At 54.2% G+C, this 16,762-nt stretch carries 13 protein-coding genes; 7 read left to right on the forward strand and 6 right to left on the reverse strand.

Features of this window, described 5'->3' with window-relative positions:
• The first annotated feature begins 439 nt into the window (after positions 1 to 439).
• Entirely contained in the window at positions 440 to 2,905 is a 2,466-nt protein-coding gene (locus ACR0CW_RS20660) for an autotransporter domain-containing protein (RefSeq protein WP_480789212.1), read from the forward strand.
• 446 nt (positions 2,906 to 3,351) lie between these two features.
• Here ACR0CW_RS20660 and ACR0CW_RS20665 read toward each other — a convergent pair whose 3' ends face one another.
• Positions 3,352 to 4,248, reverse strand: a complete 897-nt coding sequence (locus ACR0CW_RS20665; protein ID WP_480789213.1) for a GntR family transcriptional regulator — start codon at positions 4,246 to 4,248, stop codon at positions 3,352 to 3,354.
• Positions 4,249 to 4,352: 104 nt separating this feature from the next.
• Here ACR0CW_RS20665 and ACR0CW_RS20670 point away from each other — a divergent pair, with 104 nt between their 5' ends.
• Entirely contained in the window at positions 4,353 to 5,195 is an 843-nt protein-coding gene (locus ACR0CW_RS20670) for an alpha/beta hydrolase (protein ID WP_480789214.1), read from the forward strand.
• A gap of 71 nt (positions 5,196 to 5,266) precedes the next feature.
• Here ACR0CW_RS20670 and ACR0CW_RS20675 read toward each other — a convergent pair whose 3' ends face one another.
• The 4 genes from ACR0CW_RS20675 to ACR0CW_RS20690 are packed head-to-tail and all read right to left on the reverse strand — an operon-like array spanning position 5,267 to position 8,809.
• The gene (locus ACR0CW_RS20675) at positions 5,267 to 6,019 is read right to left on the reverse strand and encodes an iron ABC transporter ATP-binding protein (RefSeq protein ID WP_480789215.1); all 753 of its coding nucleotides are present in this window, start codon (positions 6,017 to 6,019) and stop codon (positions 5,267 to 5,269) included.
• Positions 6,016 to 6,900: an iron chelate uptake ABC transporter family permease subunit gene (locus tag ACR0CW_RS20680; RefSeq protein WP_480789216.1), complete on the reverse strand. Its 885-nt coding sequence runs from the start codon at positions 6,898 to 6,900 to the stop codon at positions 6,016 to 6,018. Before ACR0CW_RS20680 ends, ACR0CW_RS20675 begins: the two co-directional genes overlap by 4 nt.
• Before the next feature lie 49 nt (positions 6,901 to 6,949).
• Entirely contained in the window at positions 6,950 to 7,915 is a 966-nt protein-coding gene (locus tag ACR0CW_RS20685) for an ABC transporter permease (RefSeq protein ID WP_480789217.1), read from the reverse strand.
• A gap of 3 nt (positions 7,916 to 7,918) precedes the next feature.
• Positions 7,919 to 8,809, reverse strand: a complete 891-nt coding sequence (locus ACR0CW_RS20690) for a siderophore ABC transporter substrate-binding protein (RefSeq protein ID WP_480789218.1) — start codon at positions 8,807 to 8,809, stop codon at positions 7,919 to 7,921.
• Positions 8,810 to 9,065: 256 nt separating this feature from the next.
• Between ACR0CW_RS20690 and ACR0CW_RS20695 the strand changes: the two genes are divergently transcribed.
• Both ACR0CW_RS20695 and ACR0CW_RS20700 read left to right on the forward strand, forming a co-directional pair.
• The gene (locus ACR0CW_RS20695; RefSeq protein WP_480789219.1) at positions 9,066 to 11,042 is read left to right on the forward strand and encodes a TonB-dependent receptor domain-containing protein; all 1,977 of its coding nucleotides are present in this window, start codon (positions 9,066 to 9,068) and stop codon (positions 11,040 to 11,042) included.
• Positions 11,043 to 11,219: 177 nt separating this feature from the next.
• Complete coding sequence (locus tag ACR0CW_RS20700; RefSeq protein WP_480789258.1) at positions 11,220 to 11,363, forward strand: DDE-type integrase/transposase/recombinase; 144 nt, start codon at positions 11,220 to 11,222, stop codon at positions 11,361 to 11,363.
• Between the two features lie 48 nt (positions 11,364 to 11,411).
• Here ACR0CW_RS20700 and ACR0CW_RS20705 read toward each other — a convergent pair whose 3' ends face one another.
• Positions 11,412 to 12,425 (reverse strand): AraC family transcriptional regulator, encoded by a 1,014-nt coding sequence (locus ACR0CW_RS20705; RefSeq protein ID WP_480789220.1) that lies wholly within the window; start codon positions 12,423 to 12,425, stop codon positions 11,412 to 11,414.
• Between the two features lie 112 nt (positions 12,426 to 12,537).
• On the opposite strand from ACR0CW_RS20705, the gene ACR0CW_RS20710 reads away from it, so the two are divergent.
• From ACR0CW_RS20710 to ACR0CW_RS20720, 3 genes are read left to right on the forward strand one after another with little or no spacing between them, the layout of a single operon-like run.
• The gene (locus ACR0CW_RS20710) at positions 12,538 to 14,301 is read left to right on the forward strand and encodes an acyl-CoA dehydrogenase family protein (RefSeq protein ID WP_480789221.1); all 1,764 of its coding nucleotides are present in this window, start codon (positions 12,538 to 12,540) and stop codon (positions 14,299 to 14,301) included.
• Between the two features lie 21 nt (positions 14,302 to 14,322).
• Positions 14,323 to 15,132 (forward strand): methylthioacryloyl-CoA hydratase, encoded by an 810-nt coding sequence (dmdD, locus tag ACR0CW_RS20715; RefSeq protein ID WP_480789222.1) that lies wholly within the window; start codon positions 14,323 to 14,325, stop codon positions 15,130 to 15,132.
• 16 nt (positions 15,133 to 15,148) lie between these two features.
• Positions 15,149 to 16,762: an AMP-binding protein gene (locus tag ACR0CW_RS20720; protein ID WP_480789223.1), complete on the forward strand. Its 1,614-nt coding sequence runs from the start codon at positions 15,149 to 15,151 to the stop codon at positions 16,760 to 16,762.

Below are 16,762 nucleotides of genomic sequence, written 5' to 3' on the forward strand. Positions count from 1 at the left end.
AATCTGGAAGGAAAAGTTCCTGAACCAAACTTGACCTGACAGAACCCGCCAGAAAAACGGCCAGCTGTCAGATCACATCGGAACCACTACAGGTAAGGTAAGTCCGCATTCTTTCAAAAAGATCGCATCCAAGTCCTATCTGAGCGGGTACGTATTAGAAGAATACGAGACCTAAGTGGTGATAGCGGTCCTGCTGCGGTCTCAACCGGGAATGTCCCGTCGTCAGCAGGATCGCTTGATTTTCGAAATCGCGAAGACGCCGACAATCCTGTTTGCCGTGTCGCACCAATCAATGACCAGAAAGACCTCTGCGTTTCTAAGAGTGCCTTCTTCCAAGAATTGAACAAGGTACTGACATAATTGATACATTACCCGAAACAAGCCTGACATGTCGGCATTCTATCGCTCCCTCAAAATTACAACGGGGAAGTGAGTACGCATGTTTCCAGAGACACATCTGATCAAATTGTTCGGCAGTACATCGATTACAGCGCTGCTTACAGTTGGGGCGGTTTCAGCGCAGGTGATCGTCGATCCCGGTGACACTCTGATTGTGAATCCAGGGGATGCGATAAACGATCAAGTATTGCTGTTTGATAACTCGACCTTGCGCGTTGAAAGCGGTGGGTCTGTAACCAACCTCGGTAGTACTGTATTGGCAGGCGAAGCGGACGCAGCGCTTGAGGTCATCAACAACGGTAAAATACGTTCGGTCAACGCTACAGCGCTCTGGTTGGCAACAAGCACGCTTCGACTCGAGAACTCTGGTGAAATTGTTGGCAATGTCGACGGGATACATCTGCTTTCACCTAGCTCATCACTGACCTACCTTCATAATGATGCGACCGGTGTCATTAGCGGCGTCTCCGGAACCGCGGTTCGGGTCGGAGGTACGAGCCAGACCGTTGTAAACGACGGGTTGATACTAGGCGATGACGTCGGATTCCATGGAACAGGATCGATCGGCACGATCCAGAACACGGGTAGAATCCAAGGCACGGATGTTTTCGGAATATTTGGTGAGGCTGACATTGGTCAGATCCTGAATTCCGGCGAGATACTGGGCACATTTAACGCCATTCGCTCCGTCGGGAATGTGGGCGAGCTCTCTAATCAAGGGGTCATTCGCGGGGGGCAAGACGCGATCGCAATTGGTGGAAGTTTGGGGGTATTGAGAAATGATGGTTTCATCGAATCGCTAAATAGTGACGGAGTATCCATCGACGGCCAAGTCGCCCTATTGGACAATACTGGACAGATTATTTCTCACGATGGCAATGGTGTGACAGCCAGTAGCGGGATTTCGACATTTGCAAATTCGGGCACAATAAGCGGCGCTCAAGTAGGTGTTCTTAGCGACGGAACCATGACATCGTTGAACAACAGTGGTGTGATTCACGGTAACGGCAGTGTCGGCCTTGCGCTCAGGGACGTCAAAAATTTCGTCAATACCGGCACTATTTCCAGCGATAACGCTTCGGGCGCGATTACTGGACAAATCAAAACCTTTTTCAATGCAGGTCGGATTGAAGGTCACGAGCTCGGGCTTGGTATCGACGGAGACGTAGGCAGTTTCGAAAACCACGGTACCATTACCGGACGGCTCAACGCAGGCTTTGAAAACACCGGTGTCATATCCTCATTCGTTAACACCGGAACGATTTCAAGCAGAGATGACGTTGGTGTTGTTCTGAATGACGCCACAGCTTTCACCAATAGCGGTTTGATCAAAGGCAACACTGTGGCGTTCGAAATCAATGCGAGCACTGGCACGGATCTCTTTCTGCGCCAGGGGTCCAACATCCAAGGTTTGATCGATATTGTCGGTTCGAGCACCCTGAACACTGATCCCGGAATGAACCTTGATCTGACGTTCAAGAACGATGTGCCTTCTGTTGGAGACACTGCAGGTTCGCCTTTTGTGGTTAGTAATGACACGATCGTTGTGATCGACCCTGCCGGGTTCGCCGGATCTGACATCTTTGCCAACGATCTGGTTCGCTCAATTTCTGATGTCGCAGGCAACACTGGGACTCGTATTCCTTTGATCAGGCGCGAAAACGGGATCGAAAAAAATGTCTGGTTTACAGGTTTCGGAGGGCAAAATCAGGTATCAGGGGCTGGTATTCTTCAAGATAGCTATGGTGGTGTGATTGGTGGTGTGGACCTACCTACAGCCTACGGCTCGCTTATTGGTTTATTCGGTGGTGTTGCAACCGGTGACATAACCTCAGAAAACTCAGGCAATTCGCTTACCACTAAATCTATTTTCGTCGGTGGTCGGTACCACAGCGACTTTGGATCCAACTACATTCGTGCATCGATTGTCGGAGGGCAGCTAAGTTCTGATGGCAACAGGCAAGTATTTAACAACCTGGCTGCAGGTGGGGTTGAGACCGGCACTTACGACTATGATGGTTACTTCCTGTCGCCTTCTATCGAGTTTGGAGCTCGGCTCGATAATGTGCTGGCGAACAGACCGATTTTGGCCAGCCTGCAGCTCAGCTATCTACATACATCCGAAGATGGATACACCGAAACTGGGGTTGCCAGCCCAATCACGGTAGATGGCAGTCAGAGTGACTACGTGAATGCCCGGGCTCAGGTCACATTACCACACGAGTTCTCTCTGGGCGCAGGTCCGGACGCGCTGTTGGAATTAACGGCCGGTTTCGACGGGCAGTTCACACTGGGAGACGCGTCGCGAAACGCAAGTGTACTAGGCTCTGAGATTACCTTGAACCCAACCTATGATGACCAGCTCATTCGCGGGTTTATCGGGGGTGGGCTCCGCCAGCAGACACGCGATGGTCGCGGGGTATTCTCAGTGGGTGCGGACGGGTTTTTCGGAGGCAGCGACAACTACGAGATTCGTGGAACACTGTCCTTTCAATATGTCTTCTAGGACGAACCAAATCCTCCACCAATCAATCCATGTTTAAACAAGGAAGAAGTATGCTTACAGGATGTAACTGCTCTGGGTTACTTGGAATTCTGTTTGTACTTGCCACCAGTACCAATTCTGACCGAGTCTGTGTTGGGCAAGTATGAGGTTGTTTCCGAATGCTCGAGGCGTCCAGCAGCAAGGAGTGATCATGTGTGCAAAGGTGGAAGCCCTGCCCAGTACCTCACCTCTGCATTCGCTTCGAGCCCAAAGCGGAGCTTGATAAGTAGCCTGAGTGTCAAGCGTGCAGCAAGTTACGAGCGGTGCAAATCAGATATTGGATTTGGAACAGAATAAAGGCGAATTATTGGACATTGCCGACATTGCACTCACGCAGCACTCTTCGCGGTCTAACCTGAGCAGTTGCAACAGATTCCCTCGGCCCTGCTCATCAAATATTGGTTTGTTCACTTACTCGCCTCTTTGGCAGATAAGATATGCGCTCGCATCAAGTCCGAAGCCCGGTCCAGATCGCCCGCATCGACGGCATCCAGAATGGCAACATGCTCGTGGCAGGCCTGCAAAGTGCGCACCTTGTTCTGGTAGTTTTGATACTCCTTTATCCGACCAGCTGGTTCATCGGAATCCAGCGCGCGTATGAAGAACCTGTTCCGGCAAAAAGAGATTAAGGTGCCGTGCAGGCGGATGTTGGACTCATATACCAACGTCAGGTCGAAATCTGTCATGATCGTGTCGATCAGGTGGGTCTGTTCAAGTCGGAGTTCGGCTATCCTCTCTGGGTCCACGGTGTATCCGGGCTCTAGGAAAACGGCTGGTTCCAGAAGCAGTCGAAACCGGAACATATCCTCCGCTTCCGCCTCGCGCGATTTTGCCAATGGTGTGACCTGCCATCCATAACCTGGATTCTGTCGCACTAAACCTTCGTTGGATAGGCGGAACAGGGCTTCTTGCAAGGGAGCGCGCTCGGTCTGAAAGCGTCGCATCAGTTCGGCCTCACTGATCCGATCACACAGATCGCCTGCGAAATAGGCGTCGATAATTTTGTGATAAAGCTTGTAAGCCTGCTGACCGGTTGTCTGATAGTCCAGATTGGGCAACTTGTCGGCATCAATGCATAGAAAATACCCCCGGCGAGGCCGATGCTCTGCTACGCCGATTTCACACAAGAAATCCAACGCGGCTCGGACCGGAGTTCGGGACACCGATAGTTCCTTGGCAAATACAGATTCTCTCAGAGGGTCACCAGAATCCAGGCCCCGTTTTTTGGCAGTATCCATAATTTGTGCTGCCAGCTCGCGTTGAAGATCCGATACCTTCCGAGCAGGAGGCGAAATTTCTGACATGCTATTTTCTTTACGGTTTTCAAAGGTTAATCGCAAGTGTACTTTGTCGCGAAAAATGCAAATCACTGACGAGCGCAGCGTGTACCCACCGGTGGAGAAAGCAGATGGAATCGAAGGCACAAGCCGTAAATGCAGCGTTCCCGCTTGGGTACTATGACAAGGGGTACACACCGTTTTATGCGCTCCAAAGCGAACCGCGGCTCAGCTACTGCCTGTATGTGCCGATGGATTACAAAACAGATGATGACCGGATCTATCCGCTGGTGGTGCTGGTGCACGGTACGGAAAGAGGGGCACATCTGTATCGGGACGGGTTTGCCGAGTTTGCTGAACAGCAAAAAGCGATCGTGCTTGCACCTTTGTTTCCGTGCAATCTGTTGTTTGTTGGCGATCAAGAGAACTACAAACTGCTGCGAGCACGGGATTTCCGGTTCGATCTTTCCCTGTTGTCGATGGTGGACGAGGTTGCCGCGCGTTACCGCGTTCAATCCGACAAGTTCTTGCTTCATGGCTTTTCCGGAGGCGGACATTTCGCCCATCGGTTTCTCTATGCACACCCCGACCGTCTGAGCGCTGTCTCAATTGGCGCACCCGGGGTGGTAACGCTGTGTGATCAAACCAAGCGGTATCCATTGGGATTGGACGGAATGGCCGATTATCTGGGTGGTGAGATCAAGCCCGATCTGATCGAGCACGTGCCGGTCCAATGCGTGGTTGGCTCGAAGGACACCGACACTTGGGAGATCACGGTAGAACCTGGCGAGCTGTTCTGGACCCCAGGTATCAACGATACTGGACGTACCCGAATTGACAGGCTTCGCAGTCTGGCTACTTCGCTTGAAACAGCGGGGTGCTCTGTGCAGTTTGATCTCATCTCCGGTGTGTCACATGACGAGCGGGGCTTGGTGGCGTCGGTGCAGGCGTTCCTGAAGGACCACCTGACCTGAATAGGCAAGGCAAAAACTGGTGTCGTGCTTTGCCGCCGCGGCAATCGTCTAAGTCATCTGATGTGTTTCAATCAGGCTTCAACCAACACCCTGCCCCCAACTCTGAGGATACGAGCGTCGGTTCGAAAGACCTGCTGCATCATAGCATCCGAAACTATATCACCGGGAGTGCCGCAGGGGCCCAACCGCCCGTCAGTCAAAGTAATCATGGTGTCTGCGTAGGCACATGCATAGTTGATGTCATGCAGTACGATCACCACCGTTCGGCCATGATCACGTGTGAGACCCTGCAGAGTCTGCATCAGAGAACGGCTGGCGGCAATGTCGAGATTGTTTAGCGGCTCGTCCAGCAGCACATATTCGGTGTCCTGGGCGAAAACCATTGCCACAAATGCACGCTGGCGTTGGCCACCAGAAAGACTGTCCAAGGGTCGATCGCGGAAATCTATCAAATCAAATGTTTCAATTGCCTCATCGACTTTGGCAACGTCCTGCGATCCCGGACGCCCACGATGATGCGGGTAGCGTCCAAAGCCAACCAGTTCGGCGACTGTGAGGCGGGGGGTGACCTCGGTCGTTTGGGGCAGGATTGCCAATGTCCGGGCCATGTTCCGTGCAGGCGTGGTCTGCACGTCCAGTCTGTTGACCAAGACTTGCCCACTTTGCAAAGGTTGCAATCGTGCGATCAGACTGAGCAGCGTTGATTTTCCAGCCCCATTTGGACCGACCAGCGCCGTGATCCCGCCGCTGGGGATCTGAACGGAAACGTCTTTCAAAACTGGTTTTCCGTTATGCTGGTGAGTGATGTTGGAGGCTGTAATCATCTGCGTAAACTCTTCAGAATAAGGGTCAGGAACACCAGCCCACCGACAAGGTCAATGACCACGGACAAAGGTGTGACTAGGCGAAAAACACGCTCCAACAGCAGTTGCCCTCCGACCAGCGTGATGGCCGAGATCAATGCAGCAACCGGTAAGAGATGGGAGTGGTAAGGGCTGGGTAGGACAAACCGCGCCAAGGACACAACCAGCAGGCCCAAAAAGGCCACGGGACCGACCAGAGCAGTGGATACCGAGACCAATACCGCCACCAGCAGCAAAGTCATCAGATATCCGCGATGAGGATTTTCACCCAAGCCGATAGAGATGTTACGACCTAGCATGAGTACATCCAGACGAAATCGCATAGACCAGGCGGTGACTACGGCGAGTGCTGTCAGCGGAGCTGCAATGGCTAGCGTGTCAATCGACAGGTCGTTGAACCTCGCGAAGCTGGCCACCTGTATGAACGCAAATTCGTTGGGATCGATTATCCTTTGCAGGAATGAGGTAAGCGACCGGAACAGTGTAGCCAGTATCACTCCGGTCAAGATCATGCGGAACAAATCCTGCCTGTTGTCCAGCAGCAGGGATCCAAAAAGCAGTAGAGAAACAGCCACCATCATCGAGCCCGTTATCAGAAACGTCTTGATGGGTGCCAGATCAGCCACGACCAACCCGCCTAAAGCGTAAACCGACCCGGTCAGGATCAATACATAAAGTGCATCGAACCCCATGATCGACGGAGTGAGGATCTGGTTCCCCGAGATTGTTTGAAACAAAACGGTGGCGGTGCTGACAGCCACACCAACCACCACTAGGGCCAACAACTTGGCGCCACGAAACGGAAGGATAAAGTCCCAACCCGCTTTGGCGTCAACAGTCATGTAAGCGATGCAAATCAGGGCGAAAGCCAGGCTCAGGCCGACCAACAATTTAGTAGGCACTGCGTGACCTCGAATACAGGATCATCAAGAAAAACACTGCTCCGATCACGCCAAAGACCGAGCCCACCGGGATTTCGAAGGGAAAACGCAGTATGCGCCCCAATATGTCAGAGATCAGCACCAGCCCGGCTCCGGTCAGCGCTACTAACGGCAGGGTCTGGCGCAGGTTGTCGCCATAGCGCCGCGAGATAATGTTGGGTACGACCAATCCTACAAAGGGGATCATGCCTACGGTTACCACGGTCAGCGCCGTTACCAGGGAAATCACCAGCAGCCCTGCCGCCATGATCTGCCGATAGTTCACACCCAACCCGGTCGCCATGGTTTGCCCCATACCGATGATCGCCAATTGATCTGCAATCAGATAGACCAGCCCCCCAGCCAACGCCGCCAGCCACAGCAGTTCGTAGCGGCCTTTCAGAACGCCGGAAAACTCACCCGTGGTCCAGATTGCAATGCTTTGCTGCAAGTCAAACTGATAGGCGAAGAACACGGATACTGCCCCCAGTAGCGCGCCATAGATCAGCCCTACTAGCGGAACCAGCAAAGGCTGGGTTATCGGCAGTCGCCGAACGATGGCCAGAAATCCCAGCGAAGCGACCAAGGCGGTTGTTGCTGCCAATCCCATGCGCAGGATCAATGGCGCGGTCGGGATTAGAATTGTAGCCAACAGTATCCCCAAAGCTGCCCCTTGTCCGGTGCCCGTCGTCATGGGTTCCACGAACCGATTGCGAACGATGGCCTGCAGAATGATGCCGGCCATGGCCAGAACAGCGCCTGTGATAAGAACGGCCAGAGTGCGGGGTAGCCGGCTGACAATCAGAACGCGTAATGCTTCGGGATCACTAAAGGCCTGTTCCCACGACAGGTTGATCACACCAACGCCGAGCGAGACAACTGACAGGGCCAGAATTATACCTAGCCCTATCCATATTTCTAATCGCAGTGTGCGCACAGATTAATCAGCCTCAAATGCAGCTGCGATCTGATCCAAGGTCAGCGTCATGGATTGGATGCCGCCTGCCGCGATATAGAGCGGTGTGCTGTCAAGATAGATGACCTTACCGGTCTCCCAGGCTTTGGTTTCCTGCACCAATGCGTTGTCCAGAACGGTCTGCGCGGCGTCACCATTTTGTCCAATGGCGGCCATGCGGTCGATAACAATCAAAACATCGGGATTGGCGTCATGGATAAACTCAAAACTGATCGCTTCGCCATGGGTGGAGGATTCGATATTTTCGACAGCCGGCTTCAACCCCACCGTGTCGTATAACCAGCCAAAGCGTCCTTCGGGGCCATAGGCTGAGATTTTGGGACCGTTGGTCATTACGACAAGGGCTGATCCTTGACCCGAGGTGGACTTGCGCGTCGCTTCAACTTTAGCTTCGAACGCTTGCGCAAGCGCGGCGGCCTCTGCCTGCTTGTCAAAGATTTCGCCATAAGCTTCCAAACGGTCCAGGCCCTGACCCACTGTGTCTTCCCAGATCGTCATGTCGATTGTCGGGGCGATTTTGTTCAGCTTGGGCACAGCCTTGTAAGACCGACCGCCGGCAATCACCAGATCAGGAGCAATTGCAGCGATTGCTTCGTAATCTGGCTCGAACAACGTACCGACATGCGCGGCGCTGTTGGTCACCTCTGCCAAATAGTCCACATAGACTGGGTGTATCGTAGCATCTGGCACGACTCCCAGAGCCAGCAGACTGTCCAGAGCAGCCATGTCAAACACAGCGATTTTGCCTGGTGTGACAGGTACGTCCTGACGGCCACGATAGGTTTCGATTGAAACAGTTTGCGCCGAAAGTGGTGATGCCAGCAGACACAACGCAACAGCGAGCTTTTTGTACATAACAGTCCTCATGATCAAGGCTTGGCTGTCACGATGACTGGCTGAGCGGGGGTCCATAGTGTTCTGGCACATGGGGCAGGCCAGAACTAGGTCGGTTTTCTGAGTGAGTGATTTTAGTGTGGCAGGATCGGTGTTTCTTCCATGATTGTATTTTATGTGTTGAAGTACAATTTTGACTGTGCCAAATAACCGCAAATCGGTAGCCATTCAACCACCTAGCCAAACGATAAAAAAATACAAAAGAACGGGTTAGGACATGAAAGCACACCGATATCTGGCCTATGTTGCCACTGGCTTGCTGCCGCTGGCAGCACATGCAGAAGATGACATATTCTTGGGGACAATTTTGATTTCAGCACCAACTCTGGAAGATCCGGAAGGTGAGGAAATCGATATCACCAGCGACGAACTGGCACTTACCAATCCTTCAGATCTTTCTGAGTTGTTTGTGGCGGAGCCGACTGTACAGGTTGGCAGCTCGATCCCATTGTCTCAGAAACTCTACGTCAACGGCATTGAGGAAAACAATCTGGCAATCTCTATCGACGGAGCGCGCCAGAACAACAAGATCTTCCACCACAACACGACGACTTTGGTCGATCCGGGGTTGCTCAAGGCCGCGCGGATTGATCCCGGTGTCGCCCCTGCGGACGCAGGTCCCGGTGCACTTGCGGGGGCCTTGGCCTACGAGACCAAGGATGTAGCGGACCTGCTGTCCGAAGACGCCAACTTCGGGGGTAGGTACCGGTTCGAGTATCAGTCGAACGGTGACATCGTAGCCAACAGCCTCACACTCTATGGCCAACAAAGTGGCTTCGAATACTTGGGCTACCTAAAATACGCGACCGGGAACACGCAAAAGGATGGTAGTGGAAACGAAATCATCGGGTCCGCCACAGACTTGTTAAGCGGATTGGTAAAAACCGCATATCAAACCGAGGAAGGCAGCCGGTTCGAGCTGTCGTATGAACGCGTCAGAGATGACGAAGTGCGACCCTATCGGGCTAATATCGGTCAAATCATTGGTGGGCGTCCCGTGCCACTCACACGCCCATATGATCTGAAACGCGAGAACGTGGTTTTCACTTATACCGAAGCCGACCCCAAGGGGTTGTGGGACCCCAAAGTTCTTCTTGCATATAGCAGTTCCGAACTGTTCCTGGACGAATCCGGTCTGCCGACGAACCAGACTGTTTCCGGCAAGACCGACAGTTTCAACGGTGAGATCTCCAACCGCTTCGATTTTGGGTGGACCGAAATCAATGCCGGACTGGATTTCTACAATGATACTGCTGATACGGACTACAAGTCCCTGCGGTTCTCAAATCGGGATGAAGCGGCTTCAGAGAAGCTGCGGAACATTGGTGTTTTTGCGCAGGTCCGTATGCGGCCCAATGATCGGACTGACCTTTCCTTCGGTCTGCGTGGTGATTTTCAAGACTTCACCGGAGTTGACGGTTCTAAACAGTCTACCAGCGGAATTTCGGGTAACTTTGCAGCACAATACAACATCACGGATCAATTCACTGTAAGCGCAGGATATTCGAACGTCTGGGGCGGCATCGAACTGGCTGAGAACTTCATCATGAACCCAGCCTGGAGCTATCCGGCAACAGGGATCGAAGATGTTACCTCCGAAAACGTGTTTGTCGCGGCCAAGTATGATGTTGGAGTCTGGGTGGCTAACGCCAAGTACTTCCACACTAAAATTGACAATGCCCGCGCTGCATCCTATCGCGCCGGGCCTGCGGAGACAGCGGATCTTGAATCTAAGGGATACGAACTGGGCTTTGGATATGCGTGGAATGGTGGCTTCGTAAGAGTGGGCTATGCCAACATTGATACGGACATCAATGGCCGCACCGCGGACTCCTTCACCGGTAACTATCTGACTATGCCGATGGGCGAGTTTGTATCATTGCAAGCGGCGCATCAGTTCAACAACGGGGTTCTGATCGGTGGCGATGCACAAGTGGCGTTTGATTACGATGACACGTACGATTTCGCTACAGGCGGGCGTGGTCCAGAACTGCCAGGTTACACCGTGGTCAACGTATTTGCTCAATACTCTCCCAAAAAGATGCAAAACCTGACCCTTCGGGCCGAGGTTAGCAATCTACTCGATGAGACTTATGCGAACCGCGCAACCTATGGGCAAGAATTCGTAGGTGAAGTGGTTGCTCTGAACGAACCAGGTCGTTCGCTGCGCCTCATGGCAGAGATCGAGTTCTGATACGTAATCGAGAGAAAAAACGGGGTTGGCAATTGAATGTTGTCAGCCCCCATTTTCATTGCGGTCGGAGCTTTTTACCAATGCCTGCCCGTGTCCGACCTTTAGAGATCGCATACATGAATCTGATTGAGTTTGTACTGGTGGGTGAAGAGGTACTCGCCGTTGGTTGCAGCGCGGGTGCAATCGAAGAAGCAGCCAACGCTGAAATCCTGGCCTATCAACGAAATCTATCTACGTGTTCTCGGCAAGCGGATGTACCTCTATCGGGCTGTCGATAAAGCAGGGAAACTCCGTTCCTTTAGGAACTGGATCATGAAATAGCCTAGGTTAAATGAAGGCGATTTACCTTAATTCGCCGGTGCTCAGTTCTTATGTCCGGTAAGACCCAGGCGTTCGGTTTGTCCACTTTCGGAAGGCCCTATGAAAGTTCGCAGGGGCCGAGAAGCCCGTGTCAAACGCGATTTGATCTATGCTGTCCGTGCTTTGCTGAAGAGAACGGATCGCGATGTCTCGGCGCAGGGCATCTTTGATGTCCTGAAAGGATGTCCCCTCATCTTTCAAGCGTCTGTTCAAAGTCCGAGGCGTCATCTTAAGAGCCCGGGCCGCATCCGGAAGCTGACAAATCTGCCAGGTCGCTCCGTAAAGAAAGGCTCGGACACGAAGGCTATTTGTATGGGCACGCGAGCCGGTAAAGATCCAATCCAACGGTGCACGTTCAAGGAACACGGATGCCTCAGCGGGGCTTCGACTGACAGGGCGCATAAACTGGCGTGGATCAAAGCGAATGCTGGTTTGTGGGGCATCGAACTCGACGGGGCACGGGAAGACAACCGAGTAATCTGCTGCAAATTCCGGGCGGGCAAAGGCAAAGCAAACCGTTTGCACCGGTGTTTCAGACCCGCTGAGCCAGGATAGCAGCCCATGCGCCAGCTTCAGGATCAGCATGTGACCGAAACGCTGCGGCTGAGTTTCGCCTAAGTAAGGCACCAATGCCAACTCCACTTCGTCCGGTTTGTTCCGCAAGTCAAAATAGAAGTCATCCAGAAGCAGGTTCCAGAACGTCGAAAACCGATAGAGAGCCGAGGTCAGGCTGCTCGCTCCGCGTTGAACCGTCACAAGATGCTGCAATGCGCGTGGCCGGATCGGTCGGCTCCAGAGACCCATCATTTCATCCCCAGTCTCAGGCGCGGCAAGTTGATACAGTCGGGCTATTTCATTGAGTGTGACACGTTGAGTTGGTGCCATCGGACTGGTTTGAAGGCCCGAGCGTTCCAGCAGCGAATCCATCTCTTCCGGGGTGCAGCGAGACCTAAGTGCATCTAGCCAATCCTGAATAAATGCCGCTGAAACCGTCGTCAGAGAGATGGGGTCATTGCTGGTCATAAGAATCTCTGTTTGACGTAATCGGATACTATTTTGTCAAAAAATGAGCTTATCGACAATCCATAGGGCAGATAGATGACGCGAAACCATAATGACCGCCAGGGAGCCTGGAATGTCCTATCAGCCACCCGTTCAGGATTTGATGTTTTGTGTCGAGCACTTGTCCCACTGGGAGAAGGTGTCGTCGCTGGCCGCATATTCGGACTACGACTTGGAGGATATTGGTGCTGTTCTCGAAGGCTATGCCCGGTTCTGCGGTGAGCAGATCGCCCCTTTGTCCCATATTGGAGACACGTTGGGGGCCCGGTTTGACAACGGGCGCGTGACTATGCCTGAGGGCGACGCGCAGGCCTATGCACAGTTCGTCGAGATGGGTTGGCAGGCCCTGACCCACCCGGTGGAATACGGTGGCATGGGGTTGCCGCGAACCGTCGGCGCAGCAGCGGTGGAAATGCTGAATGCCGCTGATATGAGCTTTGGCCTCTGCCCACTCCTGACTGATGGGGCCATTGAGGCGCTACTGCTGACGGGTTCGGATGATCAGAAAGCCATGTACCTTGAACCGCTGATTGCTGGACGCTGGTCCGGCACGATGAACCTGACGGAACCACAAGCGGGCAGCGATCTGGGGCGCGTGGCGACCAAAGCGGTGCAACGTGCGGATGGCAGCTATGGCATCTCAGGAACGAAAATTTTCATCACATATGGCGCTCATGATCTGACCGAGAACATCATCCATTTGGTATTGGCCCGTACACCCGACGCACCTGCCGGGCCCAAGGGGCTGAGCCTGTTCATCGTGCCGCAGAAGCTTGTGGAAGCGGACGGGACGGTAGGATCAGAAAATACGGTCAACTGTGTGAGCATCGAACACAAGCTTGGTGTTCGCGCCAGTCCGACGGCGGTTCTGGAATACAAAGATGCCACAGGGTTCTTGATCGGCGAGGAAAATCGCGGGTTAGAGTACATGTTCATCATGATGAACGCAGCGCGGTTCTCCGTTGGTGTGCAAGGTATTGCGACTTCTGAGCGGGCCTACCAACGTGCCCTGGCCTATGCACGCGAGCGGGTGCAAAGCCGTCCGGTGAATGGTCAGGCCAAAGACGCAGTCGCCATCATTGAACACCCGGATGTCCGCCGTATGCTCATGCGGATGCGCAGCCTGACGGAAGGCGGTCGGGCCATGGCAGCGGCGACCGCTGGGTTGTTGGACATCGCACATCATCAAGACAATCCGGAGATGGCTGCCCTGGCCGAATTCATGGTTCCGCTGGTCAAAGGTTTCTGCTCGGAACGTGCAGTTGAGGTCGCATCGCTGGGCGTGCAAATCCATGGCGGCATGGGCTTTATCGAGGAAACCGGTGCCGCGCAGCATTACCGCGACGCACGCATTCTGCCGATTTACGAAGGCACCACCGCCATTCAGGCCAACGACCTTCTAGGGCGCAAGGTAATTCGCGACGGCGGCGAAACTGCCCGCCGCTTCGCAGCTCGGATAAAGGCAACCGAAGCGGAACTGGCCGACGGTGACGCAACGGCGCAAGTTATCAGCACAAGTCTTGCGCAGGCGCGCGGCGCGTTTGAAACCGCATTGGATTGGTTGTTGGAAAACAGCCGAAAGGACATCGATGCAGCCTTTGCGGGCTCGGTCCCGTTCCTGATGTTGACGGGTACGCTGGCGGCGGGATGGAAGCTGGCGAAGGGTGCGTTAGCCGCGCAGGCTGCGCTGGATGCTGGACAGAATACGCAATTCATGTCCCAGAAAATTGCCACCGCCCTTTTCTTTGCGCAGCACATTTTGCCTGAATGCATGACCGAACACACTCGCATTCTGTACGGCTCGCGCAGCCTGCTTGATGCGGCTTTTGCCGAATAATCCCTCGAAAGGACCTGACCCATGAATGATGTCGTGAACCCTGACACTTACGAAAGCCTCGCGATTTCAGAGCGTGAGAACGGCCTGTACGTCGTAACTTTGAACCGCCCTTCAAAGCGCAACGCACTGGATGTGGCCACAATCGAGGAACTGATCCGCTTTTTCAGTGGTGCCCGTATGGCCGGTGTCAAAGCTGTGGTTCTGGCCGGTGAAGGCGACCATTTCTGCGCGGGACTTGATCTCGTCGAGCATTGGAAAGCCGACCGTAGCCCGGATGACTTCATGCATGTCTGCCTGCGCTGGCATGAGGCATTCAATAAGATGGAGTATGGCGGTGTGCCGATCATTGCTGCACTCAAAGGTGCCGTTGTCGGCGGTGGACTGGAACTCGCCAGCGCGGCGCATATCCGGGTGATCGACCCGGGAACCTATTTCGCTCTACCCGAAGGTCAGCGCGGAATTTTCACTGGTGGCGGAGCGACCATCAGGGTGTCAGACATGATCGGCAAGTACCGCATGATCGACATGATCCTGACGGGCCGCGTTTATCAGGGGCAAGAAGCCGTCGACCTGGGGTTGGCACAATACATCACCGAAGATGGCGGCAGCATGGCCAAGGCGATGGAGTTGGCGGAACAAATTGCGCAGAACCTGCCGCTGACCAACTTTGCCATCTGCTCTGCGATCAGCCACTTGAACAACATGTCGGGCATGGATGCGGCCTATGCAGAGGCTGTGGTGGGCGGAGTGGTCAATACCCAACCTGCGGCCCGTGCGCGCCTGGAAGCTTTTGCAAACAAAACCGCCGCCCGCGTGCGGCCCAACAGCTAACTCAGGCGGAACCGGGATGCGTCAGCAATTCGAAGCTCTTCAAAAGACCCGGGCCAACCATGTGCCCTTGTCGCCGATATCCTTCCTGCGCCGCGCCGAAAACCTGCACGGTGCGCGAACGGCGGTGATCTATGGTGACATTCAAAGAACATGGGCCGAAACTGCAAGCCGCATTCGCGCTGTGGCCGGTGGGTTGGTAGAACTTGGCGTGCAGAAGGGCGACACGGTTTCGGTTCTGAGCCCGAATGTCCCGGAACTCTTTGAGTTGCACTTTACTCTGCCGCTGACAGGCGCTGTCCTCAACACGCTGAACACGCGGCTGGAGCCGGAAACTATCGCCTACATTCTGGATCACGCGGACACGAAGCTGGTGATCGTGGATCAGGAGCTTGTACCGCTTCTGTCCAAAGCCTTTGATCTTCTCGGGCGATCTTTGCCAGTGGTCGAGATCGCCGATCCTGCGGTTACGGGTGAGAGCCTTGGTGGTAAAACCTATGACGCGTTGACCGAAGCCACACCGCTACCAATAGAACTGCCCAATGATGAATGGGATGCGATTGCGTTGAACTACACGTCCGGTACGTCCGGGCGCCCGAAAGGCGTTGTCTATCACCATCGCGGGGCCTATCTGATGGCGCTCGGCACAGGGACGGCCTGGCAGATGCCGCCTTACCCGGTCTATCTGTCGGTGGTGCCGATGTTCCACTGCAACGGCTGGGGGCACCCGTGGTTGATGGCCATGCTTGGCGCGACTGTCGTGTTTACTCGTGCTCCGGCGGCAGACCGTATTCTGAACGCGATCCGTACCCATGGCGTGACTCATTTCGGTGCGGCGCCCATCGTGTTGCAAATGTTGGCCGAAGCCGCGAGCGAGGCGGCCCCATTCGATCCGGCAATCCGCGTTTTGACGGCGGGTGCACCACCGCCGCCATCGGTACTGGAAAAAACCCGCTCGATGGGGCTGGATGTCATGCAGGTCTACGGCCTGACAGAGACCTACGGCCATATCTCGCAGTGCCTTTGGCAGGATGACTGGGATCAACTCAGCTCAGCGGAGCAAGCCGAGTTGCAGGCGCAGCAAGGCATCGCCTTTCCGATGGTCGAAGAGGTCACGGTGATCGACCGTAGCAGTGACGCATCTATACCGAGCGATGGTGTTACACAGGGCGAAATCGCCGTTAGGGGCAACACGGTGATGGCGGGATACTACAAGGACGCCGAAGCCACATCGAAAGCTTTTGAGGACGGCTGGTTCTGGTCTGGTGACGGCGCTGTCTTACATGAAAACGGCTACATCCAGATACGTGACCGGCTAAAAGACGTGATCATTTCCGGTGGAGAAAACATTTCTTCGGTCGAGGTCGAAGCAGTCCTCTATCGCCATGATGCCGTGCAGGCCGCTGCCGTGGTTGCGATGCCACACGATAAGTGGGGCGAAGTCCCCTGCGCCTTTGTCGAATTGCGCGAAGGTGCCGAAACAACATCTAACGAGATCATAGCCTTCTGCCGCGAGCATCTGGCCGGGTTCAAGGCCCCCAAAGTCGTCGTCTTCGAAACTCTTCCCAAAACCTCCACCGGTAAGATTCAGAAGTTCCAGCTTCGGGATCGCGCCAAAGCAATGGACCTTTGA

This window comes from Ruegeria sp. CH6, assembly GCF_056537005.1.

What these genes read in the sequence shown, in the direction of transcription:
- ACR0CW_RS20695 (WP_480789219.1), top strand. Translation starts at nt 9,066, where the DNA reads ATGAAAGCACACCGATATCTGGCCTATGTTGCCACTGGCTTGCTGCCG.
- ACR0CW_RS20690 (WP_480789218.1), bottom strand. Translation starts at nt 8,809, where the DNA reads ATGTACAAAAAGCTCGCTGTTGCGTTGTGTCTGCTGGCATCACCACTT.
- ACR0CW_RS20705 (WP_480789220.1), bottom strand. Translation starts at nt 12,425, where the DNA reads ATGACCAGCAATGACCCCATCTCTCTGACGACGGTTTCAGCGGCATTT.
- ACR0CW_RS20660 (WP_480789212.1), top strand. Translation starts at nt 440, where the DNA reads ATGTTTCCAGAGACACATCTGATCAAATTGTTCGGCAGTACATCGATT.
- ACR0CW_RS20710 (WP_480789221.1), top strand. Translation starts at nt 12,538, where the DNA reads ATGTCCTATCAGCCACCCGTTCAGGATTTGATGTTTTGTGTCGAGCAC.
- ACR0CW_RS20680 (WP_480789216.1), bottom strand. Translation starts at nt 6,900, where the DNA reads ATGACTGTTGACGCCAAAGCGGGTTGGGACTTTATCCTTCCGTTTCGT.
- ACR0CW_RS20720 (WP_480789223.1), top strand. Translation starts at nt 15,149, where the DNA reads ATGCGTCAGCAATTCGAAGCTCTTCAAAAGACCCGGGCCAACCATGTG.
- dmdD (WP_480789222.1), top strand. Translation starts at nt 14,323, where the DNA reads ATGAATGATGTCGTGAACCCTGACACTTACGAAAGCCTCGCGATTTCA.
- ACR0CW_RS20670 (WP_480789214.1), top strand. Translation starts at nt 4,353, where the DNA reads ATGGAATCGAAGGCACAAGCCGTAAATGCAGCGTTCCCGCTTGGGTAC.
- ACR0CW_RS20665 (WP_480789213.1), bottom strand. Translation starts at nt 4,248, where the DNA reads ATGTCAGAAATTTCGCCTCCTGCTCGGAAGGTATCGGATCTTCAACGC.
- ACR0CW_RS20675 (WP_480789215.1), bottom strand. Translation starts at nt 6,019, where the DNA reads ATGATTACAGCCTCCAACATCACTCACCAGCATAACGGAAAACCAGTT.